The following is a 26,259-nucleotide window of genomic DNA, read 5'->3' as shown; positions in this document are numbered from 1 at the left end:
TGTTCACACGCAGATTCGGGTCAGTTCGACAGGGTGCGCGTGCGCAACACTGTGCCGAACTGACCCGAATCTGCGGGGGTGGGGCGGGGCTGGGTGCCGGGCGAACCCTCTTAGATGGCGAACCCCAAAGCCCTCATCATATCGCGCCCGTCATCGGTGATCCGCTCGGGCGTCCACGGCGGCATCCACACCCAGTTGATGCGGAAGGCCGTGACCAGGCCGTCGAGCGCCTCGGCGATGTCGTTCTCGATCACGTCCGTGAGCGGGCAGCCGGCGCTCGTCAGCGTCATGCTGATGACGAGCGCGTCATGCTCCTCGTCGAACGCGAGGTCGTAGATGAGGCCGAGGTCGACGATGTTCACGCCGAGTTCGGGGTCGGCGACGTCCTTCAGCGCCTCGATCGCCTGCTCCCGGAACTCGGGGGCGATCGACGTGGCCGGAATGGTCTCACTCATGCGGTCCTCCTCGGATGGATTCGGCTGCGGAACTCGCGTCGACGAGTCTACGCCGCCGGGGTGAGGAAGCGGTCATAGCCCTCTTCCTCGAGGCGATCGGCGAGCTCGGGGCCGCCCTCTTCCGCGACGCGGCCGTTCACGAAGACGTGCACGAAGTCGGGCTTGATGTAGCGGAGGATCCGGGTGTAGTGCGTGATGAGCATCACGCCGAGCCCCGTGTTCTCCTTCGCGCGGTTCACGCCCTCCGCGACGATCTTCAACGCGTCGACGTCGAGGCCGGAGTCGGTCTCGTCGAGCACGGCGAAGGCCGGCTTCAGCAGTTCGAGCTGCAGGATCTCGTTGCGCTTCTTCTCGCCGCCCGAGAAGCCCTCGTTCACGTTGCGCTCGGCGAAGGAGGAGTCCATGCGCAGATTCTCCATGGCGCCCTTGACGTCCTTCATCCAGGTGCGGATCGCCGGAGCCTCGCCCTCGATCGCCGTCTTGGCGGTGCGGAGGAAGTTGGCGTTGGTCACGCCGGGGATCTCGACCGGGTACTGCATGGCGAGGAACAGACCGGCCTGAGCCCGCTCGTCGACGCCCATCTCGAGCACCTCTTCGCCGTCGAGCAGGATCGAGCCGCTGTCGACGGTGTACCGGGGGTGGCCGGCGATCGCGTAGGCGAGCGTGGACTTGCCCGAGCCGTTCGGGCCCATGATGGCGTGAGTCTCACCCTGACGCAGCGTGAGGTTCACGCCCTTCAGGATCTGCTTGCTCCCCTGATCGGTCTCGACGCTGACATGCAGGTCCTTGATTTCCAGAACGGAGGTCATTGTTGAATCTCTTTCGTAACGTTGGGGTCGATGTACACATCGCCGTCGACGATCTCGACGACATAGACGGGAACCGGCTCGTACGCCGGCAGGTTCTGCGGGATACCGGTGCAGAGGGAGAATGCCGAGCCGTGCGCCCAGCACTCGAGCGTGTCGCCCTCGACGAACCCTTCGGCCAGGCTGATCTGCCCGTGGCTGCAGGTGTCGCCGATGGCGTGGACCGATCCCTCGCTGTCGAGCACGACGGCGATCGGAACATCGTCGATGACGACGCGCGTCGCCTGGTCCTGGACGAGGTCGCTCAGTGCGAGTGCCTTCTGTCGGGCCACGGCTTACGCGGCGCTTTCGGAGAGCTCGGCCTCGATCGCGGCCTGGAGCTGCGCCTCGATGTCGGGCTCACCGATCTGCTGGATGACCTCGAGCAGGAAGCCGCGCACGACGAGTCGACGCGCCTCCTCCTCGGAGATGCCGCGGCTCTGCAGGTAGAACAGGTGCTCGTCATCGAACCGGCCGGTGGCCGAGGCGTGACCGGCTCCGGCGATGTCGCCGGTCTCGATCTCGAGGTTCGGGATCGAATCCGCGCGCGTGCCCTCGGAGAGCACGAGGTTGCGGTTCTGCTCGTAGCTGTCGGTGCCGCTCGCGCTGTTGCGGATGAGCACGTCGCCGATCCACACGGTGTGCGCGCCCTCGCCGCGGAGCGCACCCTTGTAGGTGACCCGGCTGCGGGTGTGCGGGGCATTGTGGTCCATGTAGACCTGGTGCTCCAAGTGCTGACCGGCATCGGCGAAGTATGCGCCGAGCGCCTCGCCGTTGCCGCCCTCGGAATCGAGGTGGATCGTGGGGTTCACGCGAACGATGCCGCCGCCGAGCGAGACGACGATGTGCTTGAGGCTCGCGTCGCGCCCGACCTGGGCGAAGTGGCTCGAGAGGTGAATCGCGCCCTCGTCCCACTGCTGCACCGACACGAGGGTGAGCTGCGCACCCTCTCCGACGACGACCTCAACGTTCTCGGTGAGGTGTGCGGGGCCGGTGTGCTTCAGGATCACGACGGCGTTCGAGCGCGGCGCCGCCTCGATGACGGTGTGTGCCGCGCGCGCCTCGGTGCCGAATCCGCGACGGTCGAGCGTAAGGGCCTCGTCGTGCTCTCCGCTGACGTTCACGTACAGCGCCTTCTCGAAGTGGGTCCAGGCATTCGCGGCCGCCCGGTCCTCGGGCGTTCCGGCGCGTCCGATGAGCTCGGAGTCACCATCGATCCACTCGAGTGAGAGGCCCTCGATCGACGAGGCGTCATCGCTCGGCTGCGAACCGTCGAGGACACCGTCGAGCAGCGTGCCGAGCTCGGCCACCGGGGTGAACTTCCAGTTCCCCTCGCGCCCCGTCACGGCGGGGAAATCAGCGACATCCGTCGAGGTGAAACGCGCGGAGCGCGTCTGCACCGGAGCGCCGAAATCCCACCCGCCGTCCGAGTGCGCCTGCAGTCCGTGCTGGGCGGTGCCGCCCGGGGTCTCCGCAGTCTTCGTTGCGACAGCTTCGGTCATTATCCGACGGATCCTTCCATGCCCATCTCGATGAGCTTGTTCAGTTCGAGTGCGTACTCCATGGGCAGCTCGCGTGCGATCGGCTCGATGAAGCCGCGCACGATCATCGCCATGGCCTCTTCTTCGGCCAGCCCGCGGCTCATCAGGTAGAAGAGCTGCTCCTCGCTCACCCGCGACACCGTCGCCTCGTGGCCGAGCACGGCATCGTCGGTGCGGATGTCGATCGCGGGGTACGTGTCGCTGCGCGAAATGGTGTCGACGAGCAGGGCGTCGCAGACCACGGAGTTCGCGGCGTGATGCGCGTTGGCATCGACGCGGACCTCACCGCGATAGCCGGTGCGCCCGCCTCCGCGCGCGATCGACTTCGAGAGGATCGAGGACTTGGTGTGGGGCGCCAGGTGGATCATCTTCGCACCGGCGTCCTGGTGCTGTCCGGGGCCGGCGAAAGCCACCGACAGCGTCTCGCCCTTGGCGCGCTCACCCGTGAGGAAGATCGAGGGGTACTTCATGGTCACCTTGGAGCCGATGTTGCCGTCGACCCACTCCATCGTCGCACCCTCTTCCGCGACGGCGCGCTTCGTGACGAGGTTGTAGACGTTGTTCGACCAGTTCTGGATCGTCGTGTAGCGCACGCGGGCGTTCTTCTTCACGACGATCTCGACGACGGCGGAGTGCAGCGAGTCCGACTTGTAGATCGGGGCCGTGCAGCCCTCGATGTAGTGGACGTAGCTGTCCTCGTCGGCGATGATGAGCGTCCGTTCGAACTGGCCCATGTTCTCCGTGTTGATGCGGAAGTAGGCCTGGAGCGGAATCTCGACGTGGACGCCCTTCGGCACGTAGACGAATGAGCCGCCCGACCACACGGCGGTGTTGAGCGCGGCGAACTTGTTATCGCCCGATGGAATGACGGTCCCGAAGTACTCCTCGAAGATCTCCGGGTGCTCGCGCAGCGCCGTGTCGGTGTCGAGGAAGAGCACGCCCTGCTCCTCGAGATCCTCGCGGATCTGGTGGTAGACGACCTCCGACTCGTACTGAGCCGCGACGCCGGCAACGAGGCGCTGGCGCTCCGCCTCGGGGATGCCGAGCTTCTCGTACGTGTTCTTGATCTCCTCGGGCAGGTCCTCCCAAGTGGTGGCCTGCTTCTCCGTGGAGCGCACGAAGTACTTGATGTTGTCGAAGTCGATCTCGGAGAGATCGGCGCCGAACGTCGGCATCGGCTTGCGGCCGAAGATCTGCAGGGCCTTCAGGCGTCGCTGCAGCATCCACTCCGGCTCGTTCTTGAGCTCGGAGATCTCGCGCACGACCTGCTCGCTGAGGCCGCGCTTAGCGATGGCACCCGCCTCATCGGCGTCGTGCCACCCGAACTCGTACTGGCCCAGGCTCTCAAGCTCTGGCCGATCAATCAGCACCTCTGGCATCGTTTCCATCCCTCGATCGTTCCCGCTGCGGGAGCCGGCTCCACCGGGTCGGCCCGCATCAGCGGGATCGGCCCAGTACTCGTCGAGCTCCCTGCAGCGGTGCAGTATTCTGGATGCGAACGGGCTCCGGTGCTTCGGGATCTTGCCCGAACCTCGGGGCCACGGAACGCAACCACAGCTTCCCATTCTACAGATTTCCTCGCGAAATAGTGAGGGACTCTCGGATGATCTCCTGGGAATGCCGTGCCTCGAGAGGAGCCTCGGTGTCATCACCCTCAGTCGCGACGCGCCCGCATATCGGTCGATTCCTGTCCGTGACGGCGTGGATCTCGTTCATTCTGAACGTGACGATTATCGCTACAGGTGGTGCGGTACGCCTCACCGGATCGGGTCTCGGGTGCAGTGAGTGGCCCTCGTGCGTGCCGGGATCGCTGACGCCCACGCCGGAGATGGGCATTCACGGATTGATCGAGTTCGGCAATCGCACGATCAGCGGTCCGCTGCTGCTCGCCGCGATCCTCGTCGTGATCCTGAGCTTCCGCATCCGCCGGGAGCGTCGTGATCTCTTCGCGATCTCGATCGTGGTGCTCGTGCTGGTGGCGCTGCAGGCCGTCGTCGGCGGAATCGTTGTGTGGGAGCGGCTCGATGCCGTGCTCGTCGGCTTCCACTACACCGTGTCGCTCATCATCGTGTGCGTCACCGCCGCGTACCTCGTGCGGATGCGCGAGCCGGGCGGCGCCCGAGCGCGGGCGGTTCCGAAGGGGTACGCGATCCTCACCCACGTCACGACGCTGTTCATGGCCATCATCGTCTTCATGGGCGTGCTCACCACCGGCAACGGCCCGCATTCGGGCGACGAGACGGTGGTGCGCGACGGCTTCGACGCGACGCTGCTGAGCCACCTTCACGCCTGGCCGGGCTACATCACGCTCGTGCTGGTGATCGTGCTGGTCGCCTGGTCCTCGGCGAGACGGTTGAGGACCCTGCCGTCCGCCTCGCTGCTGCTCGCGCTGCTGCTCGTGCAGATCGCGGTCGGCATCTACCAGGCCAATGCCGGACTCCCCCCGCTCGCCGTCGGTATCCACATGGTGCTCGCCGCACTGACGGCGGCGACAATGACGCTCAATGTGCTTCGCGTGAAGCGCCCGGTCGCCGAGGTCAGTCTCCCGTAGTCCCCGTCGCGTACTCGAGTGCCTGCTCAAGGTCTCGCCAGAGATCGTCGACGTGCTCGATGCCGATGCTCAGGCGGATCAGTCCGGCTGGCACTTCGCGGGGCTCCGCAGGGTGCCGCCTCCGGCGCTCGACGAGAGATTCGACGCCGCCGAGACTCGTCGCCGGGGTGAAGACGCGCAGTGCCGAGACAACGGCGTCGGCGCGCTCCACCGAGTCGAGCTCGATCGAGACCACCGCGCCGTACCCGTCGAGTTGCGCCCTCGCGCGCTCGTGATTCGGATCGGCGGGCAAGCCGGGGTACCGTACCCGAGCCAGTGCCGGGTGGTGTTCAAGGCGCCGGGCGAGCTCGTGCGCATTCGCCTCGGAGCGGTCGAGGCGCAGGGCGAGCGTGCGCAGCCCGCGCAGCGCGAGCCATGCCTCGAACGGGCCGGGGATCGCGCCGTGCAGGGTCCGCTGGCGCAGCAGTCGCTCGCGCACATCCGCATCGCGGGCGATGAGGAGGCCGAGCACCACGTCGGAATGGCCGGAGATGTACTTCGTCGCCGAGTGGACCACCACGTCCGCGCCAACGAGCAGCGGTCGCTGTCGGAGCGGGGTGCTGAAGGTGTTGTCGACGACGACCGTCACCCGGCGCTCCCGAGCGGCCGCGACGAGCGCAGGCAGGTCGACGACGTCGAGCATCGGGTTCGTCGGCGATTCGATCCACAGGAGGTCGGCTCCGTCGAGGGCCGCTTCCGTAGCAGCGAGATCGAGCGGGTCGATCTCGCGGAGCACGAGCGCACCGCCTGCAGAGAGTTCGCGCGCGAGTCCGATGGTGCCGTTGTAGGAGGCGCTCGGGACGACGACGGTCCCGCCGACGGGCACCAGCGAAAAGGCCGCCGCGACGGCCGCCATGCCCGAGGCGTATGCCAGGCCGGGGACCTCGGAGCCCTCGAGATCGGCGATCGCCGCCTCGAGCGGTTCCCAGGTCGGGTTGGAGTAGCGCGCGTACACGCGGTCCCCCTCCTCCGGATCACCGGCGCTCCGGAACGTCGATGTGAGCACGATCGGCGGATTCAGAGCGGCGGCGTTCTCGGCGACCGGACGGCCGAGTGCGACGAGCCTGGTGTCGGTGTGCGCGGATTCCTCAGGGTGCATGCGCCCAGATTAGCGCGAGAGAAACGCACCGGCGCTACGCGGCGTGCACCCAGGGTCTGCGCGTCGGATCATGCTCAGCTGCGCGAAGCACTTCACGGGTCACGGCAGCAATCTCGCCCTCGCCGAGCAGGAAGAACCGGAGTCCCTCGAGCACCGGGTTCCCCTCGGTCCAGCGGAAGAAGAGGTGGGGCTTTCTGCCGGAGGCGTCCCTGAGGCTCAGTGCGACCGCGGCAAGCGCGTTGGGGACCGTCGGGCCGCTGACCTCGAGCACCGGGTACCCGTGACGATGGGTGCCGTGCACCATCAGCTCCTGCTCGAACTCGGAGCTGTCGGGAACGGACACTTCCAGGAAGATCGCACCGGCCCCGCAGAGTCCGTGAGCCGCCTCGGCGTGACTGAGCTTCGCGCGATACCGTTCGGCTGTGCAGTCGCGTGGATCGTGCGCGATGAGCAGCAGCGGCTGATCCGCCGGTCCCGCGACGAGGCCGCGCGCCGCGTCATCGAGGTGGACGGCAGTCGCGCGAAGTTCGGTCGATCTGGCGATGCGGGAGACGGCGCTCACGACGAGGATGCCCGCGATGAAGCAGGCGGCGACTTTGATGCCGTCGGGGCGCTCGATGATGTTCGCGCCCGCCGTATAAGCGAACACCGCTGTGATCCCGCCGTAGACGCGGGCGGCTGTGCGGTGCCCTGCGCGGTGCGCCGAGACGGTGACCGCCAGAGCGGCCGAGCAGATGAGTACGAGCACGCCCGTGGCGTAGGCCCCACCCTGGGCTTCGACGCTTCCGCCGAATGCCAGGGTGACGAGGATGGCGACGCCGAGGAGGACGAGCACGAGTGGACGTGTGGCTCTGGTCCACGCCGGAGCCATGCCGTAGTGAGGCAGATAGCGGCCGACGACGTTGATGAGACCGGCGAGCGCCGATGCCCCGGCGAACCAGAGGATCGCGATCGTCGTCGCGTCATAGACGCTGCCGAAACCCTCGCCCAGATACTGATGGGCGAGGTAGGCGAGCGCGCGACCGTGTGCTTCGCCATCCGGGCCGAACGCGCTCGCGGGGATGAGCGTGACCGTGACGAGGGACGAGGTGACCAGGAAGACGCTCATGATCGCGGCGGAGGTGGCGAGGAGTTTGCGCGCGCCGGCGATCCGGTCGCCGCGGATCTGCGGCATCACGGCGACGCCCGTCTCGAAACCGGACAGACCGAGTGCGAGTTTCGGGAAGACGAGCAGGGCGATCGCCACGACGAGCCAGGGGTCGCCGTGCTGAGTTGTCAGCGTGCTCCACCAGTCGGTGACGACCGGCGGCTGCGCTGCGAGCTGACCGAGCGAGACGGCGATCACGACGGCGTTGAGTGCGAGGAAGAGCGCGACGAGCACCGACGCGAGCCGGATCGCCTCCGCGAACCCGCGCAGGAACACCAGTGCGAGCGCCGTGAGGAACCCGATGGTGATGACGATGCCGAGCGGCCCCTCCCCTACCCGGGTCGCGCCGGACTCGGAAGTTCCCAACATCCGAGCGACGGCCGGATTTTCTACCAGGTGAGCCGTGGCGTCAGCCGCCGAAAGCGTCATCGTGATCATGAAGTCCGTCGCGACGAACCCGAGGAGCACGAGGACGATGAGCTTGCCGCGCCAGTGCGGGAAGAGCGCTGCGAGCATGGCGAGTGAGCCCGTGCCGTTCGGGCTCTCGCGGGCGACGCGTCGGTAGACCGGAAGCGCGCCGCACAACGTCACGAGCACGAGCACGATCGTCGCCACCGGTGCGATCGCCCCTGCGGCGACTGCGGCCAGCGCGGGCTGGTAGCCGAGCGTCGAGAAGTAGTCGACACCGGTGAGGCACATCACCTGCCACCAGGGGCGGCCACGGTCGGGTCGCGGGCGGCCGTGGGGGCCTGTGTGACTCCCCGGGTCCTCGACCGTGGAGGCGAGGAGCCACCTGCGGACGGGCCCTGCGGGCGCGGCCGTCGAGGTTTGTCCGACGACATCGTTCGTGATCACAGCGTCACAGTACGCCTCAGGCGGGTCGGCACTCCCCGAGTCTGCCGTGAGACGAGGAATCTCTCAGCGATCCCCCAGTATCGCTCGACTCAATCGCGACCGGGTCTGGCGCGCAGCGATCAGAACGGAAGCAGCGGATCGACGGCGATGGCGATCGAGAGGATCGACAAATAAGAGATCGAGCCGTGGAAGACCTGCATCGGCTTGCCCTCCTGCCCGCGGATGGCGCTGCCGTACAGGCGATGCGCCTGCAGGATGAAGTACGCCCCGGACAGCACGGCCACGATGGTGTAAACCCATCCGATTCCGGCGGCAGGGATCAGCAGCAGACTCGAGGCCACCGTCGCCCACGCGTAGAGGATGATCTGCAGGCCGACGGTCACCCGTCCGCGGACGACGCCGAGCATCGGCACCCCAGCGGCTGCGTAATCCTCGCGGTACCGCATGGAGAGCGGCCAGTAGTGCGCCGGAGTCCAAAGGAAGATGATGAGGAAGAACGCCCACGCGGGCCAGCCGACGTCTCCCGTGACAGCCGCCCACCCGATGAGGACCGGGAAGCAGCCCGCGATACCGCCCCAGATGATGTTCTGCTCGCTGTGACGCTTCAGGAGGAGCGTGTAGACGACGACGTAGAAGAAGATCGCGGCTGCGGAGAGCGCCGCGGCGACCCAGTTCGTGGTGGCGTACAACCACACGATGGAGGCCGCGCCGAGCACCCAGGCGAAGACGAGCGCGCTGCGGTCGGAGATCTCGCCCGTCACCAGCGGGCGATTCTTCGTGCGCCGCATCTTGCGGTCCATGTCGCGGTCGAGGTAGCAGTTGAACGCGCCGGCCGAACCGGCGCTCATAGCGCCGCCGATGAGGGTGGCGACGACGAGCCAGAGATTCGGCAGACCCTGCTGCGCCAGGATCATCGCCGGAACCGTGACGACGAGCAGCAGCTCCATGACACGCGGTTTCGTGAGTGCGACGTAGGCTTTCAGCGTGCGACCGAAGGTCGGACGGGCGGGAGTCGCGCGAACCGCGGATGAGGTGGGAATCTCGGTGGACATCATGTCCATCCTACCGTGCTCCCCTGTAGGCTGGGCAGGGTGTGCACCGCGGCGGTGCGCACCGAGTGAGAGAGGCTGGGCTATTGGCAAGCGACCTGCAGTGGAATGAGCTGGACGACCGGGCCGTGGATACGGCGCGAGTACTCGCGGCGGACGCGGTGGAGAAGGTCGGGAACGGCCACCCCGGTACCGCGATCAGCCTGGCTCCCGTGTCGTATCTCCTGCACCAGAAGGTGATGCGCCACGACCCCTCTGACCACGCGTGGATCGGCCGTGACCGGTTCATCCTCTCAGCGGGGCACTCCTCGCTCACGCAGTACGTACAGCTGTACCTCGGCGGCTACGGCCTGGAGCTCGCCGATCTGGAAGCGCTCCGCACCTGGGGGTCGAAGACCCCGGGCCACCCCGAGTACGGTCACACCCCCGGTGTCGAGATCACGACGGGCCCCCTCGGTCAGGGCCTCGCCTCAGCCGTCGGCTTCGCCTACGCGGCCCGCTACGAGCGGGGTCTGTTCGACCCCGAGGCGGCGCCGGGCACGAGCCCCTTCGACCACCGCATCTACGTCATCGCGAGCGACGGCGACCTCCAGGAGGGCGTGACGAGCGAGGCCTCCTCGCTCGCCGGGCACCAGGAGCTCGGCAACCTCATCGCGATCTACGACGCGAACCAGATCTCGATCGAGGACGACACCGACATCTCCTTCACCGAGGACGTCGCTGCTCGCTATGAGGCGTACGGCTGGCAGGTCATCACCGTCGATTGGAAGCGGACCGGCGAGTACGTCGAGGATCTCGCGGAGCTCTACGCCGCGATCCAGTCGGCGCAGGAGGAGACCGCGAAGCCCTCGCTCATCGTGCTGAAGACGATCATCGGCTGGCCGAGCCCCGGGAAGCAGAACACCGGCGGCATCCACGGCGCCAAGCTCGGTGCGGATGAGCTCGCGGCTCTCAAGGAGCGCCTCGGCTTCGATCCCGAGCAGCACTTCGCAGTTGAGGACGAGGTGCTCGCGCACGCTCGCGAGGCCGTCGACCGCGGCCGTGAGGCGCATGCCGCGTGGCAGGCCGACTTCGAGGCGTGGGCGGGTCGCGAGCCGGAGCGGAAGGCGCTGCTCGATCGTCTCGAGGCGGGTGAACTCCCCGAGGGCTTCGCCGAGGCGCTGCCGACGTTCGAGCCGGGCAAGAGCGTCGCCACGCGCGCCGCGAGCGGCAAGGTGCTGGCCGGGCTCGGCCCCGTCATGCCCGAGCTGTGGGGCGGCTCGGCCGACCTCGCCGGCTCGAACAACACGACGATCCCCGACGTGCCCTCGTTCGTGCCGGTCGAGCACTCGACCGCGTCGTGGCAGGGCGACCCCTACGGCCGGGTGCTCCACTTCGGCATCCGCGAGCACGCCATGGGGGCGATCCTCAACGGGATCCAGCTCCACGGCAAGACGCGCGCATATGGCGGCACGTTCCTGATCTTCAGCGACTACATGCGGCCGGCCGTGCGACTCGCGGCGCTCATGAACATTCCGAGCATCTTCGTCTGGACGCACGACTCCGTCGCGCTCGGCGAGGACGGGCCGACGCACCAGCCGATCGAGCAGCTCGCGTCGCTCCGCGCGATCCCGAACCTCTCCGTCGTCCGCCCCGCCGACGCCACCGAGGTCGCGGTCGCCTGGAGCGAGCTCCTGACCCGTCGCGGTGGGCCAGCCGGGCTCGCGCTCACGCGTCAGAACGTTCCGGTCTTCGCCAGGGTCGACGGCCCCGAGGCGACCGATGCCGGTGAAGCCCTCGCGTCGGCGGAGGGGGTACGTCGCGGAGCCTACGTACTCGCGGACTCGCCGACCGACACGCTCGACCTGATCATCCTCGCGACCGGCTCGGAGGTGCAGCTCGCCGTCGAGGCCAGGGAGCGCCTCGCCGGCGAGGGCATCGGCGTGCGCGTCGTCTCGGTTCCATGCCTCGAGTGGTTCGAGGAGCAGTCCCCCGAGTACCGCGAGAGCGTCCTCCCCGCTGCGACGACCGCTCGCGTCAGCGTCGAGGCGGGACTCTCGCTGAGCTGGGCCAGGTACGTCGGCGATCGCGGGCGCTCGGTCTCGATCGAGCACTTCGGCGCCTCCGCCGACTACGAGACCCTCTTCCGCGAGTTCGGCATCACGACCGATGCCGTGATCGAGGCTGCCCGAGCGACGCTCGGGGCCTGACCACGGTCCCCGCCCAGCGGATTCACGCAATCGAGTTCCACGCAATCGAAAGGTGAGCACATGACCTCCCCGACCGCAGCGCTCAGCGCCGCCGGAGTCAGCATCTGGCTCGACGATCTCTCCGCCAGCCGGATCTCCTCCGGCAACCTTCGCACGCTCCTCGCGGAGCGCGACGTCGTCGGCGTCACCACCAACCCGACGATCTTCGCCGGCGCCATCGGGCGCGGTGAAGGCTATGAGGAGCGGATCGCGGACTGCGCCTCGCGCGGCCTCGACGCATCCGAGACGGTGATCGAACTCACCACCAACGATGTCGCCCAGGCCTGCGACCTGCTCGCCGATGTGTACGCCAGCACCGATGGGCTTGACGGACGCGTGTCCATCGAGGTCGAGCCCGGTCTTGCCCGTGATGCCGCGGGCACCGCGGCAGAGGCCCGCCGGCTCTGGGCGCGCGTCGACCGGCCGAACGCGATGATCAAGATCCCCGCCACCGAGGAGGGGCTCGCCGCGATCACGGAGACGATCGCGGCAGGTATCAGCGTGAACGTCACCCTCATCTTCAGTCTCGAGCGCTACCGCCAGGTGATCAATGCCTACCTGACCGGTCTCGAGCAGGCGAGGGCGGCCGGGATCGACCTCAGCACGATCCACTCCGTCGCCTCGTTCTTCGTCTCGCGCGTCGACACGGAGATCGACGGTCGTCTGGCGGCGCTCGGTACGGATGAGGCGCTCGCACTCCGCGGGCAGGCAGGGATCGCGAATGCGCGCCTCGCCTACGAGGTCTTCGAGCAGGCGTTCGACACCGAGCGCGCGAAACTGCTGCTCGATGCCGGGGCGAACCCGCAGCGCCCGCTCTGGGCCTCGACCGGGGTCAAGGATCCCTCGCTGCCCGACACGCTCTACGTCACCGAGCTCGTGGCCCCCGGCGTCGTGAACACGATGCCGGAAGCGACGCTCGAGGCGACGTTCGATCACGCCGAGATCGCCGGCGACACGATCCGGGGTGAGTACCGGGAAGCCGATCGCGTGCTCAGCGCCATCGACGGCATCGGTATCGACTACGTCGAGGTCGTGACGAAGCTCGAGAAGGAGGGTCTGCAGAAGTTCGACGCCTCCTGGGACGAACTCCTCGCCACCGTCGACGACGCCCTGAGGGCCGCGCGATGACCGTCGAGGTGCGCACGCCGCGCTTGAGCGCGGATGCCGTGCAGAGCATCGAACAGCTGGTCGCGGATCGTGTCGCGAGTCGGATCTTCGCGCAGGATCCGACGCTCTGGGGCAGCGAGGCGGAGGCTGAAGCGCGGATTCGGCTCGGCTGGACCGATGTCTTCGATCGTGCGGACGCGCTGATTCCCGAAGTGCTCGCGCACGCGGGCGGCCTCGCAGAGCTCGGCGTCGATCGGATCGTGCTTTGCGGTATGGGGGGTTCGAGCCTCGCACCCGAGGTCATCACCCGCGCGGCAGGGGTCGACCTCGTCGTGCTCGACTCCACCCACCCCGCGCAGGTGAGACGGGCCGTCGAAACGGACCTGCAGCGCGCCGCCGTCGTCGTGAGCTCGAAGTCTGGCTCTACGATCGAGACGCGAAGCCAGCTGGCCCTCTTCGAGGAGGCGTTCACGGCGGCGGGAATCGACCCGGCCGAGCGCATCGTCATCGTCACCGATCCCGACTCCGCTCTCGAGGCGCACGCGCGCGAACGCGGCGAGCGGGTCTTCCTCGCCGACCCGAATGTCGGGGGCCGCTATTCGGCGCTCACCGCGTTCGGACTCGTGCCCTCGGCACTCGCCGGTGCCGACGTCGCCGCGGTTGTCGCTGAAGCCAGGACAGTCGTCGGTCTCGTCGCATCCGACGACATCGAGAACCCGGCACTCGTGCTCGCCGCAGCGTACGCGCAGGGCGCGCCCGAGGTGTACACGACCGCGGTCGCCGAGACGCGCCACAGCACTGCCTGGGGTCTCGCCGACTGGATCGAGCAGCTGATCGCGGAGTCCACCGGCAAGCAGGGTCGTGGACTGCTGCCGATCGCGGTGGGTGCAGACGATCCTGAGGTCGGTGACGACTACGCCGGTCCCGCTCCCCTGACGCTCGTGGGTCCAGAGGGGTCGGGATCGGCCGCTCCGGATCGGGCTATCGTGGTCACGGCTCCCCTCGGTGCGCAGCTCATCGTCTGGGAGACGGCGACCGCCGTGCTCGGGCGGCTACTCGGCATCGATCCGTTCGACCAGCCCGACGTGGAGTCCGCGAAGGTCGCGGCGCGCGAGGTCCTCGGTACATCGGCGGGCAGTGCCCCGGCGATCGGGACGCTCTCGAGCGAGTCCCAGGTATCCCTGCTCGCCGCACCGTCCGGCTCGGTGCTGACGAACGCCGCGAGCCTCATCGCCTCCCTCCAGGAGACGGTCGGGGCCGATGACTACCTCGTCATCCAGGCGTATCTGGACCGTGACGATCGCGCAGCAGCCCCGCTCGCGCAGCTGCGCGCCAGACTCGCGTCGCTTCTCGGGGTCCCCGTCGCGCTGGGGTTCGGCCCCCGTTACCTGCACTCCACCGGTCAGTTCCACAAGGGCGGGCCGAAACGGGGCGTGTTCCTCCAGATCCTGGACGATGCGACACCCGACCTCGCGATCCCGGGATCGGAGGGAGGCTTCGCCGCACTCCTCTCCGCTCAGGCCCAGGGCGATCGTGACGTGCTCTCCGGCGCCGGCCGACCGGTGTTCGCGCTGCGTGCCGCCGATCCTGCGGTGCTCGTCGACGAACTTCTCCGCGCGGGTGAGATCGAGGCATGACCGAGGGCATCAACCCGCTGCGGTCGTCCGACGACGGGCGGCTCGCCCGGGTCGCCGGCCCGAGCGCGCTCGTGCTGTTCGGTGTGACCGGTGACCTGGCGCGCAAGAAACTGCTTCCCGCCATCTACGATCTCGCCAACAGGGGGCTCATGCCCCCTGGCTTCGCCCTCGTCGGCTTCGGGCGCCGCGACTGGAGCGATGCCGACTTCGTCTCCGTGGTGCGGGAGGCGGTGGACGCGCACGCGCGGACGCCGTTCGACGCTGACGTCTGGGAGCAGTTCAGCAGCGGGATCCGCTTCGTCAGCGGGGCGTTCGACGACGCCGACGCATATGAGCGCCTGAGCTGGACGCTCGCGGAACTGGCTCGCGATCGCGGCACCGGTGGCAATGCGGCGTTCTACCTGTCGATTCCGCCCCGGTCGTTCCAGACGGTGAGCGCGCATCTGCGCGACGCCGGTCTCGCGACTTCGGACGACGAGTCGTGGCGGCGCGTGGTGATCGAGAAGCCGTTCGGGCACGATCTCGAGAGTGCTCAGGCGCTCGGCAAGGCAATCGACGACGTGTTCCCGCCGGAGCACGTCTTCCGCATCGACCACTACCTCGGCAAGGAGACCGTCCAGAACATCCTCGCCCTTCGCTTCGCGAACGTGCTCTACGAACCGATCTGGAACGCGTCGTACATCGACCACGTGCAGATCACCATGGCCGAGGACATCGGCGTTGCGGGTCGGGCGGGGTACTACGACGGGATCGGCGCGGCACGCGACGTCATCCAGAACCACCTCCTCCAGCTCCTCGCCCTCACCGCCATGGAACGACCGGACTCCGCGGAGGCCGATGATCTGCGAGCGGCCAAGGAGCACGTGCTCGCGGCGGTGCGGGTGCCCGACGACCTCGAGCAGACGACGGCACGCGGGCAGTACGCGGGTGGATGGCAGGGTGGACGCGAGGTGACCGGCTTCCTCGACGAGGAGGGCATGGCGCCCGACTCCCGGACGGAGACGTTCGCCGCGATCACCCTCGGAGTCGACACCGACCGCTGGCGCGGTGTGCCGTTCTACCTCCGTACCGGGAAGCGACTGGCGCGCCGGGTGACCGAGATCGCCATCGTCTTCAAACGGTCGGCCGCTCCACTGGGCGAGCGCGAGGACGTCGGCGCGAACGCGCTCGTCATCCGCGTGCAACCGGACGAGGGCGTGACCATCCGCTTCAACTCGAAGGTGCCGGGCCCTGGCCGGGACACTCGTGAGGTGACGATGGACTTCGGCTACTCGCACGCGTTCACCGAGGCGAGCCCCGAGGCTTACGAGCGCTTGATCCTCGACGTCCTTCTCGGCGACCCGCCGCTCTTCCCTGGCCAGCGAGAAGTCGAACTCTCTTGGCGCATCCTCGACCCGATCGTGGCGGCGTGGCAGAATGCCGGCGCCCCGGAACAGTATCCTCCCGGTCGGTGGGGGCCGCCGAGCGCGGAGCGCATGCTGAGCCGTGATGGACGCACCTGGAGGCAACCGTGATCGTCGATCTGCCCGGCACCACCGTGAGCGGCATCAGCAAGCGTCTCGTCCTGCTGCGCCGGGAGGGAGGTGCGACCACCCTCGGCCGCGTGCTGACGCTGGTCATCGTCGCCCCCTCCGACCAGATCGAGGACGCGATCTCGGCGGCGAACGTGGCGTCACGCGAGCACCCCATGCGGATCATCGCCCTCGCGGAGCCGACGGAGCATGGTGCAGCGGCGGACGTCGCGCCGCGACTCGACGGACAGATCCGCGTCGGTGCCGACGCGGGAGCCGGAGATGTCATCGTGCTCCATCCGCACGGTGCCGCGGGTCGCAACGCCGATCAGCTGCTGAGCGGTTTGCTCCTCGCCGATGCACCGGTGGTCGTCTGGTGGGCCGGCGACGCCCCATCGCGGGCCTCCGAGACCTCCCTTGGGCGCCTCGCGCAGCGGCGCATCGTCGATAGCGGAGGCGTCGGTGACGCCCCCGCTCGCCTGCGCGCGACCTCGGCCTCGTACCGCCCGGGCGACACGGACCTGGCATGGTCGAGACTCACGCTCTGGCGCGCCCAGCTCGCAGCAGCGCTCGACAACGTCCCCGGCGGATCCGATCCTCGTTCTCGCATCACCGGTGCGACCGTCAGAGGGACGCCTCGGTCCTCCTCCACTCTGTTGCTCGCCGCTTGGCTCCGACTGCAGCTCGGCGTGCCGGTCGATCAACAGCAGATGCCCGAGCAGGGACCCGATGAGGATCGCCGGGCGTGGGGCATCCACTCCGTCGAGATCCACACGGCAGCCGGAGACATTTCGATCGCGCGCACCCGCGGAGTGTTCGCAGCGATCACGCAGCCTGGGCACCCTCGCCTCGAGGTACCGCTCCCCCGCCGCAGCGTCTCGGAGTGCCTTATCGAAGACCTCAGGCTGCTGCGTCCCGACACGCTCTACGGCCGCGTCATCACCGAGGGACTCCCGCTGCTCGACTCGGAGTTCGGGGAGGAGCGCTGATGCGTATCCACACTGCTGACGACCGGGCTCGTCTCGCCGAGGATCTCGCGGACGCCTGCATCGACGTGCTTGCAGCGCGGCAGGAGCTCGGGGAGATCCCCTGCATCGTGCTGACCGGCGGCAGCATGGGAGAGGCCTCGCTGAGTGCGTTGGGCCGTCATCCTCGCGCTGCTCTGATCGAGTGGGATCGCGTGCGCTTCCTCTGGGGAGATGAACGCTGGGTCCCCGCTGGCGATCCTGAGCGGAACGATCGTCTCGCCGATGAGCTCCTGTTCTCGCGGCAGCGTGTCGACGGCGCGCTGGTTCATCGGGTACCAGCGTCGGACTCCGGCCTGTCGCTCGATGATGCGGCGCGATCGTACGCCGAGCTGGTCTACGGGATCGACCGGGTCGATGTCGTCCTCTGCGGTGTCGGGCCGGACGGCCACGTCGCATCGCTTTTCCCCGGCCGTGACGACCTGCTCCGTGAGGACGGTCCGGCTGCGCTTCCCGTGCGCGAGTCGCCGAAGCCGCCGCCGGAGCGGGTCACGCTCTCCCTGTCGACGCTGCGACGTGGGCACGCCGTCTGGCTGCTGGCCGCCGGCGCAGAGAAAGCCCCCGCAATCCGCGGCATACTGGCTGCGGAGCGGGGGCTTCCTGCCGCGCTCGTGGAGGGGCGCGAAGAGACCGTGGTCTGGGCTGATCGGGCGGCGCTCGCCTCCTGAGGAGGCGCGGCGCACCGCTGAGCCGGCCGCGTCCCGAGAGCGACTATCCCTTGCGGGCGGTGCCCCTGCGTTCGCGGAGCTTCTGGAGTGCCTGCTCGAGCAGTTCCTCGGCCTCCTCGGGCGTTCGGCGCTCCTTCACGTAGGCGAGGTGCGTCTTGTAGGGCTCGTTCTTCGAGAGCGACGGCGGGTTCTTCCGATCACGACCCGCGGGGAGTCCGCTCGTCGGTGAGTCGATCTGCTCGGGGATCTCTTCCTCAGGCACGTCGGCCGAGAAGTATCGGACGGTCTCGTTGCCGAGTTCGTCCCAGTAGGAGATCTCGATGCGCTCGGCGCGAGCGCCGTGATCCATCTCGCCCATGGGGCCGGAACCGACGCGGGCGCCGCGAATGGCGTTACTGCCTGCCACGAAAACACTTCCTATCTAGGGGTCTGCTGCACGCCGGAGCGTGCGGTGTGCCGCGTTTGCGCGCGGCGCGTTGGGGGTCGGGCCGGGGCCCGGCGCTCACGCGACGGAGAAGCGTGCGATGACGCCGAGTGCGACGATGGAGAGGAACCAGACCAGCGCCACCACGATGGTGATGCGATTCAGGTTGCGCTCAGCCACGCCGGAGGAGCCGAGGCTCGAAGTCACGCCCCCGCCGAACATATCGGAGAGTCCACCGCCCCTGCCCTTGTGCAGGAGGATGAAGAGGATGAGCAGCAGGCTCGTGATCACGAGCAGGCTGATCAGCACGATGTTGAGAACAAGCAAGCTTGCTTACCTTTCACGCGGGGCGGGGTGGGTACCAACCTCCATCATACCGCGACATGCTTCTTGAACTGGACGATCCGTGAGAACTCGTCGGCCTTGATGCTGGCTCCGCCGACCAGCGCGCCGTCGACGTCGGTCTGACGGAGGTAGGCGGCGACGTTCTGGCTGCTCACCGAACCGCCGTAGAGCACTCGGGTCGCCTCGGCGGTCTCGTCTCCGCGCTCTTCTCGGAGAACGTCGCGCAGTGCTCGGCACACCTCTTGCGCCTGCTCAGGCGTAGCGGCGTTGCCCGTTCCGATCGCCCAGACGGGCTCGTAGGCGACGACGAACTCGGCATCCTTCGGCAGTTCGGCGATCGCGGCGCGCAACTGCGCCGCGGGAATCGCGGCGGCACCGTGCTCCTCGAGGTCTTCTGCCGTTTCCCCGACGCAGATGACGGGGACGATACCGGCGCGATGTGCGGCCAGAGCCTTCGCGGCGACGACCTCATCGGTCTCCTGATGACCAGCGCGACGCTCGGAGTGGCCGACGATCACGTACTGCACATCGAGCTTCGCGAGGAACTGTGCGGAGACATCACCGGTGTAGGCACCGGACTCGTGCGGGGAGACGTCCTGCGCGCCGAGACCCAGAGCGATCTTGTCCGCTGAAATCAGCGTCTGCACCGAACGCAGATCGGTGAACGGCGGGAAGACGGCGACCTCGACCTCCGAGGAGTCGTGCCGGGCATCCTTCAGCGCCCAGGCGACCTTCTGCACAAGCGCAATGGCCTGCAGATGGTCGAGATTCATCTTCCAGTTGCCCGCAATGAACGGTGTGCGGCTCATGCCAGCACCTCCAAACCGGGAAGCGACTTCCCCTCGAGAAATTCCAGACTCGCACCGCCACCGGTGGAGATATGACCGAACTGATCGTCAGCGAAGCCGAGCGCCCGCACCGCTGCTGCCGAATCGCCGCCTCCCACGACGGTGAATCCCTGAGTCTCGGTGAGGGCCTCGGCAACGGTGCGCGTCCCCGCTGCGAAGGCGTCCATCTCGAAGACGCCCATCGGGCCGTTCCAGAAGATCGTGGCTGACGACTTGATGACCTCCGCGAAATGCCGGGCGGACTCAGGCCCGATGTCGAGGCCGATACCGTTCGCGCCGAAGCTCGAAGCGGCGATCGCGTCGGCTGCGACGACCTCGTGGTCGGCGTCGGCGGCGAAGCGCTCGGCGACGACGACGTCGGTCGGCAACACGATGGTCACGCCGCGCTCTTCAGCGCGCGCCAGCGCATCACGTACCGTGTCGAGCTGATCCGACTCCAGAAGGCTGGCGGCGACGTCGTGGCCCTGCGCAGCGAGGAACGTGAACAGCATTCCCCCGCCGATCAGCAGCGTGTCGACCCGTTCGATGAGGTGCGAGATGACCCCGAGCTTGTCGGAGACCTTCGAACCCCCCAGCACCACCGAGAAGGGACGCTCGGGAGCATCGGTGAGACGCGTGAGCACCTCGAGCTCGTCTGCGACGAGTCGACCGGCGGCGCTGGGAAGCAGCTCTGCGAGATCGGTCACACTCGCCTGGCGACGGTGCACGACGCCGAAACCGTCAGAGACGAATGCGTCGCCGAGCGCGGCGATCTGCTCGGCGAAGGCACGCCGCTCGGCGTCGTCCTTGCTCGTCTCCCCCGGGTTGAAACGGAGGTTCTCGAGGAGGACGACATCGCCGTCGGAGAGCGCGGCGACAGCCGCCTCCGCCTCGGGACCCACGGTCTCACCCACGAACTCGACTGGCGCGCCGAGCAGTTCCGCCATGCGCACCGCAACCGGCCGCAAGGAGTAGCGTTCATCCGGTTCGCCCTTCGGGCGTCCCAGATGACTGATCAGCACGACGCGCGCGCCGGCCTCCCTGAGTTCCGAGATGGTCCCGAGAGACGCGCGGATCCGCCCGTCATCGGTGATCACTCCGTCGGAGAGCGGCACATTGAGGTCGCAGCGGACGATCACGGTCCGTGATCGCAGCGGACCCAGGCTGTCGATGGTGCGCATGGCGGTGAGAGGCTCCTTACTCTGCGGCGCGTTCGGCTACGTAGCGGGCGAGGTCGACGAGACGGTTGGAGTAGCCCCACTCGTTGTCGTACCAGGCCGAGACCTTGACGAGGCCGCCGGACACATTCGTCAAGCCAGCATCGAAGATCGCCGAGTGCGGGTTGTGCACGATGTCGCTCGAGACCAGCGGGTCCTCCGAGTACTGGAGGTACCGCGAGAGCTCGTCGGTGGCAGCGGCGCGCGCGAACTCGGCGTTCACCTCGTCGACGGTCAGACCGTCGCGGGTGACGATCGTCAGGTCGACGATCGAGCCGGTGGGGATCGGCACTCGGTACGAGCTGCCGTCGAGCTTGCCGTCGAGCTCGGGGATGACGCGGCCGATGGCCTTCGCCGCTCCCGTCGAGGTCGGGACGATGTTGAGCGCTGCCGCACGTGCGCGACGGAGGTCCGAATGCGGGCTGTCCTGCAGCCGCTGGTCCGCAGTGTACGCGTGAGCCGTCATCATGAAACCGCGCTCGATGCCGAAGGCGCGGTTGAAGACGTCCGCGACTGGGGCGAGGCAGTTCGTCGTGCAGGACGCGTTGGAGATCACGTCGTCGGTCTTCGGGTCGTAGCTCTGCTCGTTAACGCCCATGACGAACGTCGGCGAGTCGACCGATGGTGCCGAGATGATGACCTTCTTCGCGCCAGCCTTGAGGTGAGCGGCTGCCTGGTCGTGCTTCGCGAAGTGCCCCGTCGACTCGATGACGATGTCGACGCCGAGGTCACCCCACGGCAGCTGAGCGGGATCCTTCTCTGAGAACACTCGAATGCGGCGACCGTCCACCGTGATCGACTCGTCGTCGTGAGACACGTCGACCGCGAGGACGCCGCCGACCGAATCGTACTTGGTGAGGTGCGCGAGCGTCGCCGTGTCGGTGAGGTCGTTGACCGCCACCAACTCGATGTCAGCTCGCTGCTCGAGTGCAGCTCGAAGGAAGTTCCGGCCGATTCTGCCGAAGCCGTTGACTGCGATACGTGTGCCCATTCACGTGCCTTTCAACTGGAGGGTGAACCGTGCGACGGTCGTCGTACGGGGTGCCCGGTGACCGGGCGACCGATGCCGAGAGGCACCGGAAACCGATGAGCGGGCCGGTCGCACGACCGGCCCGCTCTCGACTACGCGCTCGCCTGGATCAGACCGGGGGTCTGCGTCCGCGCGGTTTCGAAGCGCTGCGCGACATCCTGCCAGTTCGCGATGTTCCAGAACGCCTTGACGTAGTCCGCCTTGACGTTGAGGTAGTCGAGGTAGAACGCGTGCTCCCACATATCGAGCATCAGCAGCGGCGTGAGGCCGAGCGGCACGTTCGCCTGCTGGTCGAAGAGCTGGAAGATCGCGGGGCGCTGGCCGATCGAGTCCCAGGCGAGGACGGACCAGCCCGAGCCCTGGATGCCGGTGGCGACGGCGGTGAAGTGCGCCTGGAACTTCTCGAAGGAGCCGAAGAACTCGTCGATCGCGGCGGCCAACTCGCCCTCGGGACGTCCGTCGCCCTCCGGTGAGAGGTTGTTCCAGAAGATCGTGTGGTTGACGTGACCGCCGAGGTTGAACGCGAGATCCTTCTCCAGCTTGTTCACCGCACCGAGATCCTCGGCGTCGCGCGCGGCCTCGAGCTGCTCGAGAGCGGTGTTCGCGCCGGTGACATATGCCTGGTGGTGCTTGTCGTGGTGCAGCTGCATGATCTTGCCGCTGATGTGCGGCTCCAGCGCCGAGTAGTCGTACGGAAGCTCGGGAAGTGTGTACGTGGACATATATCTCCTTCGTTCTGGATTCCGTGTGTGCCCCAAGTCTATGCCTCGAAAGCCGCTTGAGGGCAATGGGACGGACGATCCGGAGGGACCGCCCAGCCGCGCTACATCGTGTCGAGTTCTTCAGGGAGGCTGGCTTCGGTGCCGGGCACGGAGCGCGCCTGCGCCTCCTTGTCGGCCATCGCGAGCAGACGGCGTATGCGCCCGGCGATCGCATCCTTCGTGAGCGGCGGGTCGGCGCGCGCGCCGAGGTCGTCGAGGCTCGCTTCGCGGAACTTCAGCCGGAGTTCCCCGGCATACCGGAGGTGCTCGGGTACGCCGTCGCCGAGGATCTCGAGCGCGCGCTCGACGCGCGCGCACGCGGCCACCGATGCCTGTGCCGAGCGCCGGAGGTTCGCGTCGTCGAAGTTCACGAGGCGATTCGCGGTCGCTCGAGTCTCGCGCGCCAACCGGAGTTCATCCCACGTCGCGCGGTTCTCGGTGGCACCCATGGCGCCGAGCGCTTCGCCGATCATCTCGCTGTCGCGGATGACGAGCTTGTGCTGCCCGCGGATTTCCCGGTTCTTCGCCTGCACCCCGATGCGCGAAGCGGCACCCTGGAGAGCCATCGCCGCCTCGTTGGTCGGGCACACGATCTCGAGGCTGGCCGAGCGCCCGGGGGGCGTCAGCGTTCCGCGTGCGAGGAAGGCGCCGCGGAGGATGGCCGCGAGTTCAGCCGGCGCACCGGTGGTGAGCCGGTTCGGGAGTCCGCGGATCTGGCGGCGGCGCTGATCCAGCAGGCCGAGCTGACGCGCGAGGGTCTCCCCGTCCAGCACGCGGACGAGGAACTGCGGAGCACCCGCCCGCGTTGCCGAGGGAGACAGCTGCTTGGGCTCCGACCGTACGCCGTAGAGCTCGGCGAGATCCTTCCGCACACGCTGCACGATCTGCGGGGTGAACAGCTCGGCCTCGAGCGCGATGCGGCCCGAGATGGAGTGCAGCCCGCCCGCGAAGCGCAGCACGGTGGCGACTTCGGCGACTCGTTCGCCGGTGTGCTGCACCGGGACGCGAACGAGCTCGCTTCTGACGTCGGGGGTCGAAGGCACAGATGATCCTCTCACGTAGGGAAACGAAGGAAATACGGGACGGCGCGCGGAACTATTCGCGACCGAGGTCGCGGTGCCGCAGATTTACGCTGACTCCGGGAAGGCCGGCCAGCCGATCGGCCAGCTCGCGTGCCATGGCGACGGAACGGTGCTTGCCGCCCGTACAGCCCACGGCGAGGGAGGCCAGACGCTTGTTCTCGCGCTGGAAACCGGCGAGCACCGGAGTGAGTGCTGCCACATAGTGGTCGAGGAACTCGGCGGCGCCTTCGCGACTGAGTACGTAGTCCTTCACTTCGGCGTCGACGCCGGTGAGCGGTCGGAGTTCGGGCTCCCAGAACGGGTTCGGCAGGAAGCGGATGTCGGCCATGAGGTCGACGTCGGTCGGTGCGCCGTACTTGAAGCCGAAGCTCATGACCGAGAGCTGCAGCCCCGGGGTGTCCTCGTCGCTGAAGAGATCCCGTGTAGCGGTCGAGAGGTCGTGCACGTTGTAGCGCGAGGTGTCGATGACCACGTCGCTGGACGCACGGAGCTCCTGCAGCCGCTCGCGCTCGAGACGGATGCCGTCGAGGAGCGACTCCTCCCCCTGGAGCGGATGGGGCCGACGCACGGACTCGTAGCGTCGCACCAGGATGTCATCGGTGGCATCGAGGAAGACGACGCGGACCGTGGCATGCTGCCTGAGATCGCGCACCGTCTCCTGAATGTCGGCGAACAGGTCGCGGCCGCGCACATCGACGACGGCGGCGATGCGAGGAAGGGCTCCGCCGGATCGGTCCGCCATATCGGCGAGCGTCTTGACCATCGGCAGCGGCAGATTGTCGACCACATACCAGCCGAGGTCCTCGAGGACATTGGCCACCGTGCTCCGACCGGCACCCGACATGCCCGTCACGATGAGGATCTCCTGCTCAGGCGCGCGTTCGCTCACTCGCTCGGCCCTCCATCCTGCGTCGTTTCCGGCTCGGAGACCAGTTTACCCTGACTCGGCTCCTCTGCTCCACGCAGGAACCCGTGCACCTGCTCGGCGAGGCGCGGGCCGAGGCCGGCGACCGCGGCCAGTTCAGGCACCGAAGCGGCTTTGAGACGCTTCACGGAACCGAAATGCTTGAGAAGCGCCTGCACGCGCTTCGGGCCAAGCCCGGGCACGTCGCTCAGCTGCGTCGAGATGGACGTGCTCCTGCGCTGGCGTTGGAAGGTGATCGCGAACCGGTGCGCCTCGTCACGGATCCGCTGGACCAGGAAGAGTGCTTCGCTCGTGCGGGGCAGGATCACCGGAAAGGGATCGTCTGGCAGCCAGATCTCTTCGAGTCGCTTCGCGACCCCGCAGAGCGCGATGTCGTCGATCCCCGCCTCGGCGAGCGCGCGCGCGGCGGCCTGCACCTGAGGCGCACCGCCGTCCACGATGAGCAGCTGCGGTCGATCTCGGTAGACGCCAGAGGGTTGCTCCCCGGAAGCCGCGATCTGGTTGAGCTGGGCCGCGCGTCGGCTGACGACCTGGTGGATGGACTCGGTGTCGTCGCGGGTGTGTTCGACGCGGTATTTCCGGTAGGCACCCTTGGCGGGGAGTCCGTCCTCGAACACCACGAGCGAGGCGACGACGCCCGTGCCCTGGAGATGGGACACGTCGATGCACTCGATCCGCAGTGGTGCCTCGGTCATCCCGAGCGCGTCCTGCAGTTCGGCGAGAGCGTCGGTGCGGGCGGTCAGATCAGCTGCGCGCTTGAGCTTGTGCCGGAGGAGGTGCTCCCCCGCGTTCCTCGTGGCGCGATCCATGAGCTGCGCCTTGTCCCCGCGCTCGGGAACCCGCAAGTGGACGCGGCCGCGTCGCGGGCGTTTCGTGCTGAGCGCCTCCTCGAGCGGACCGCTGTTCTCCGGGATCTGCGGCACGAGGATCTGGGGCGGAGGATCGGTCTCCTCGTACGCCGATTGCAGCACCTGCTCGAGGAGCGTGCTCGGCGAATCGTCGAGCTCGACGTCGACGATCCAACTGCGCTCGCCCCTGATCCTCCCACCGCGGATGATGAACTGGTGCGCGGCCGCCGAGAGCTCGTCGGCGCGGAGGCCGAACACGTCGAGCGACACGTCGTGGCCGAGCACGATCGCGTTCTTCTCCATGACGTGCTCGACGGCCTGCACCTGATCGCGGAGGCGGGCGGCGTCCTCGTAGCGCTGCTCCGCCGCCGCGTCGCGCATCTCCCGCTGCAGTCGACGCAGATGGGAGGTGTCGTTTCCAGCAAGGAACGACACCAGCTCGCTCACGCGGGCGCGGTGCTCCTCGATCGTGACGAGCTGGGAGCATGGGCCGTGGCACCGGCCGATCTGCCCTGCCAGGCACGGGCGTCCCGTGTCCATGGCACGGCGGTAGTCGCTCTCCTTGCACGTCCGAATCGGGAACGCCTGCTGCAGCAGAGCCGTGGTCTCCCGGAGCGCCCAGACCTTCGGGTACGGCCCGAAGTACCTGGCCCCCCTGATCTTCTCGTTGCGGGTGATGAGCAAGCGGGGCGCCTCGTCCTTCAGCGTGACGGCGAGGTACGGGTAGGACTTGTCGTCCTTGAACTGCACGTTGAACGGCGGCTTGTACTCCGTGATCCAGGTGTGCTCGAGCACGAGCGACTCGGTGTCGGTCGCGACGACCGTCCAATCGACGCGCGCGGCGAGGGTGAGCATCCGCTGCGTGCGCGGCATCAGCGCGTGCATCGGCTGGAAGTAGTTCGAGAGCCGCGCGCGGAGGTTCTTCGCCTTGCCGATGTAGAGCACGCGCCCGTGCCGGTCGGAGAACCGGTAGACGCCGGGACTCGTCGGGATCTCCCCCGCCGCCGGGCGGAACGATGCGCGGTGGTCGTTCGCCGCCATCA

24 protein-coding genes are annotated in these 26,259 nt (G+C 67.9%); 7 read left to right on the top strand and 17 right to left on the bottom strand.

Annotated elements, in window-relative coordinates; genetic code table 11:
- Nucleotides 1–110: 110 nt before the first annotated feature.
- From K8P10_RS08075 to sufB, 5 genes are read right to left on the bottom strand one after another with little or no spacing between them, the layout of a single operon-like run.
- Nucleotides 111–455 carry a metal-sulfur cluster assembly factor gene (locus tag K8P10_RS08075; protein WP_224778440.1) on the bottom strand — a complete coding sequence of 115 codons (345 nt, stop codon included), beginning with the start codon at nt 453–455 and terminating at the stop codon, nt 111–113.
- A gap of 47 nt (nt 456–502) precedes the next feature.
- Nucleotides 503–1,264 (bottom strand): Fe-S cluster assembly ATPase SufC, encoded by a 762-nt coding sequence (gene sufC / locus K8P10_RS08070; protein ID WP_224778439.1) that lies wholly within the window; start codon nt 1,262–1,264, stop codon nt 503–505.
- A complete protein-coding gene (locus K8P10_RS08065) occupies nt 1,261–1,593 on the bottom strand; it encodes a non-heme iron oxygenase ferredoxin subunit (protein WP_224778438.1) in 333 nt (110 codons plus the stop codon). Before K8P10_RS08065 ends, sufC begins: the two co-directional genes overlap by 4 nt.
- 3 nt (nt 1,594–1,596) lie before the next feature.
- Nucleotides 1,597–2,802 carry a Fe-S cluster assembly protein SufD gene (gene sufD / locus K8P10_RS08060; protein ID WP_224778437.1) on the bottom strand — a complete coding sequence of 402 codons (1,206 nt, stop codon included), beginning with the start codon at nt 2,800–2,802 and terminating at the stop codon, nt 1,597–1,599.
- Nucleotides 2,802–4,220, bottom strand: a complete 1,419-nt coding sequence (gene sufB / locus K8P10_RS08055) for a Fe-S cluster assembly protein SufB (protein WP_224781240.1) — start codon at nt 4,218–4,220, stop codon at nt 2,802–2,804. Before sufB ends, sufD begins: the two co-directional genes overlap by 1 nt.
- Nucleotides 4,221–4,483: 263 nt before the next feature.
- On the opposite strand from sufB, the gene K8P10_RS08050 reads away from it, so the two are divergent.
- Nucleotides 4,484–5,392: a heme A synthase gene (locus K8P10_RS08050; RefSeq protein WP_224778436.1), complete on the top strand. Its 909-nt coding sequence runs from the start codon at nt 4,484–4,486 to the stop codon at nt 5,390–5,392.
- On the opposite strand, the gene K8P10_RS08045 is transcribed toward K8P10_RS08050, so the two are convergent.
- From K8P10_RS08045 to K8P10_RS08035, 3 genes are all read right to left on the bottom strand, one after another.
- Nucleotides 5,379–6,530 (bottom strand): PLP-dependent aspartate aminotransferase family protein, encoded by a 1,152-nt coding sequence (locus K8P10_RS08045; RefSeq protein WP_224778435.1) that lies wholly within the window; start codon nt 6,528–6,530, stop codon nt 5,379–5,381. The two genes, K8P10_RS08050 and K8P10_RS08045, sit on opposite strands and share 14 nt — an antisense overlap.
- Before the next feature lie 34 nt (nt 6,531–6,564).
- The gene (locus tag K8P10_RS08040) at nt 6,565–8,376 is read right to left on the bottom strand and encodes an amino acid transporter (RefSeq protein WP_224781239.1); all 1,812 of its coding nucleotides are present in this window, start codon (nt 8,374–8,376) and stop codon (nt 6,565–6,567) included.
- A gap of 275 nt (nt 8,377–8,651) precedes the next feature.
- Entirely contained in the window at nt 8,652–9,584 is a 933-nt protein-coding gene (locus K8P10_RS08035; RefSeq protein WP_224778434.1) for a heme o synthase, read from the bottom strand.
- Between the two features lie 83 nt (nt 9,585–9,667).
- On the opposite strand from K8P10_RS08035, the gene tkt reads away from it, so the two are divergent.
- Genes tkt through pgl form a run of 6 tightly spaced genes read left to right on the top strand, consistent with a single transcriptional unit; the run spans nt 9,668 to nt 17,757 of the window.
- On the top strand, nt 9,668–11,770 hold the full coding sequence (tkt, locus tag K8P10_RS08030) for a transketolase (RefSeq protein WP_224778433.1): 2,103 nt from the start codon (nt 9,668–9,670) through the stop codon (nt 11,768–11,770).
- 60 nt (nt 11,771–11,830) lie between these two features.
- Complete coding sequence (gene tal / locus K8P10_RS08025) at nt 11,831–12,937, top strand: transaldolase (protein ID WP_224778432.1); 1,107 nt, start codon at nt 11,831–11,833, stop codon at nt 12,935–12,937.
- Entirely contained in the window at nt 12,934–14,553 is a 1,620-nt protein-coding gene (locus K8P10_RS08020; protein WP_224778431.1) for a glucose-6-phosphate isomerase, read from the top strand. Before tal ends, K8P10_RS08020 begins: the two co-directional genes overlap by 4 nt.
- The gene (gene zwf / locus K8P10_RS08015; RefSeq protein WP_224778430.1) at nt 14,550–16,067 is read left to right on the top strand and encodes a glucose-6-phosphate dehydrogenase; all 1,518 of its coding nucleotides are present in this window, start codon (nt 14,550–14,552) and stop codon (nt 16,065–16,067) included. Before K8P10_RS08020 ends, zwf begins: the two co-directional genes overlap by 4 nt.
- Nucleotides 16,064–17,053, top strand: a complete 990-nt coding sequence (locus K8P10_RS08010) for a glucose-6-phosphate dehydrogenase assembly protein OpcA (protein ID WP_224778429.1) — start codon at nt 16,064–16,066, stop codon at nt 17,051–17,053. The genes zwf and K8P10_RS08010 overlap by 4 nt, the downstream gene beginning before the upstream one ends.
- Nucleotides 17,053–17,757, top strand: coding sequence for a 6-phosphogluconolactonase (pgl, locus tag K8P10_RS08005; RefSeq protein WP_224778428.1), 705 nt, complete (start codon nt 17,053–17,055; stop codon nt 17,755–17,757). Before K8P10_RS08010 ends, pgl begins: the two co-directional genes overlap by 1 nt.
- A gap of 43 nt (nt 17,758–17,800) precedes the next feature.
- On the opposite strand, the gene K8P10_RS08000 is transcribed toward pgl, so the two are convergent.
- The 9 genes from K8P10_RS08000 to uvrC all read right to left on the bottom strand — a co-directional run bounded on the left by K8P10_RS08000 (nt 17,801) and on the right by uvrC (nt 26,257).
- Entirely contained in the window at nt 17,801–18,163 is a 363-nt protein-coding gene (locus K8P10_RS08000; RefSeq protein ID WP_224778427.1) for an RNA polymerase-binding protein RbpA, read from the bottom strand.
- Nucleotides 18,164–18,259: 96 nt separating this feature from the next.
- Complete coding sequence (gene secG, locus K8P10_RS07995) at nt 18,260–18,508, bottom strand: preprotein translocase subunit SecG (RefSeq protein WP_208238715.1); 249 nt, start codon at nt 18,506–18,508, stop codon at nt 18,260–18,262.
- Nucleotides 18,509–18,552: 44 nt separating this feature from the next.
- A complete protein-coding gene (gene tpiA / locus K8P10_RS07990) occupies nt 18,553–19,335 on the bottom strand; it encodes a triose-phosphate isomerase (protein ID WP_224778426.1) in 783 nt (260 codons plus the stop codon).
- On the bottom strand, nt 19,332–20,534 hold the full coding sequence (gene pgk, locus K8P10_RS07985) for a phosphoglycerate kinase (RefSeq protein WP_224778425.1): 1,203 nt from the start codon (nt 20,532–20,534) through the stop codon (nt 19,332–19,334). The genes tpiA and pgk overlap by 4 nt, the downstream gene beginning before the upstream one ends.
- Before the next feature lie 16 nt (nt 20,535–20,550).
- Nucleotides 20,551–21,561, bottom strand: a complete 1,011-nt coding sequence (gap, locus tag K8P10_RS07980; RefSeq protein WP_224778424.1) for a type I glyceraldehyde-3-phosphate dehydrogenase — start codon at nt 21,559–21,561, stop codon at nt 20,551–20,553.
- A gap of 131 nt (nt 21,562–21,692) precedes the next feature.
- Nucleotides 21,693–22,322, bottom strand: coding sequence for a superoxide dismutase (locus tag K8P10_RS07975; RefSeq protein ID WP_224778423.1), 630 nt, complete (start codon nt 22,320–22,322; stop codon nt 21,693–21,695).
- Nucleotides 22,323–22,423: 101 nt separating this feature from the next.
- Complete coding sequence (whiA, locus tag K8P10_RS07970; RefSeq protein WP_224778422.1) at nt 22,424–23,404, bottom strand: DNA-binding protein WhiA; 981 nt, start codon at nt 23,402–23,404, stop codon at nt 22,424–22,426.
- A 52-nt stretch (nt 23,405–23,456) separates the two neighbouring features.
- Complete coding sequence (gene rapZ / locus K8P10_RS07965; RefSeq protein WP_224778421.1) at nt 23,457–24,332, bottom strand: RNase adapter RapZ; 876 nt, start codon at nt 24,330–24,332, stop codon at nt 23,457–23,459.
- Complete coding sequence (gene uvrC / locus K8P10_RS07960; protein WP_370632002.1) at nt 24,329–26,257, bottom strand: excinuclease ABC subunit UvrC; 1,929 nt, start codon at nt 26,255–26,257, stop codon at nt 24,329–24,331. The genes rapZ and uvrC overlap by 4 nt, the downstream gene beginning before the upstream one ends.
- Nucleotides 26,258–26,259: the final 2 nt, after the last annotated feature.

Source organism: Leucobacter sp. Psy1 (genome assembly GCF_020096995.1).
Classification (GTDB): domain Bacteria; phylum Actinomycetota; class Actinomycetes; order Actinomycetales; family Microbacteriaceae; genus Leucobacter.
This window is presented reverse-complemented; position numbering and strand designations above follow the sequence as displayed.

Bases quoted from the DNA above. Each gene is read 5' to 3' on its own strand.
- K8P10_RS08075 (WP_224778440.1), bottom strand. From the start codon at position 455: ATGAGTGAGACCATTCCGGCCACGTCGATCGCCCCCGAGTTCCGGGAG.
- gap (WP_224778424.1), bottom strand. From the start codon at position 21,561: ATGGGCACACGTATCGCAGTCAACGGCTTCGGCAGAATCGGCCGGAAC.
- tpiA (WP_224778426.1), bottom strand. From the start codon at position 19,335: ATGAGCCGCACACCGTTCATTGCGGGCAACTGGAAGATGAATCTCGAC.
- pgk (WP_224778425.1), bottom strand. From the start codon at position 20,534: ATGCGCACCATCGACAGCCTGGGTCCGCTGCGATCACGGACCGTGATC.
- K8P10_RS08035 (WP_224778434.1), bottom strand. From the start codon at position 9,584: ATGTCCACCGAGATTCCCACCTCATCCGCGGTTCGCGCGACTCCCGCC.
- K8P10_RS07975 (WP_224778423.1), bottom strand. From the start codon at position 22,322: ATGTCCACGTACACACTTCCCGAGCTTCCGTACGACTACTCGGCGCTG.
- K8P10_RS08045 (WP_224778435.1), bottom strand. From the start codon at position 6,530: ATGCACCCTGAGGAATCCGCGCACACCGACACCAGGCTCGTCGCACTC.
- zwf (WP_224778430.1), top strand. From the start codon at position 14,550: ATGACCGAGGGCATCAACCCGCTGCGGTCGTCCGACGACGGGCGGCTC.
- pgl (WP_224778428.1), top strand. From the start codon at position 17,053: ATGCGTATCCACACTGCTGACGACCGGGCTCGTCTCGCCGAGGATCTC.
- sufD (WP_224778437.1), bottom strand. From the start codon at position 2,802: ATGACCGAAGCTGTCGCAACGAAGACTGCGGAGACCCCGGGCGGCACC.
- sufB (WP_224781240.1), bottom strand. From the start codon at position 4,220: ATGCCAGAGGTGCTGATTGATCGGCCAGAGCTTGAGAGCCTGGGCCAG.
- sufC (WP_224778439.1), bottom strand. From the start codon at position 1,264: ATGACCTCCGTTCTGGAAATCAAGGACCTGCATGTCAGCGTCGAGACC.
- K8P10_RS08040 (WP_224781239.1), bottom strand. From the start codon at position 8,376: ATGTGCCTCACCGGTGTCGACTACTTCTCGACGCTCGGCTACCAGCCC.
- K8P10_RS08020 (WP_224778431.1), top strand. From the start codon at position 12,934: ATGACCGTCGAGGTGCGCACGCCGCGCTTGAGCGCGGATGCCGTGCAG.
- tal (WP_224778432.1), top strand. From the start codon at position 11,831: ATGACCTCCCCGACCGCAGCGCTCAGCGCCGCCGGAGTCAGCATCTGG.
- uvrC (WP_370632002.1), bottom strand. From the start codon at position 26,257: ATGGCGGCGAACGACCACCGCGCATCGTTCCGCCCGGCGGCGGGGGAG.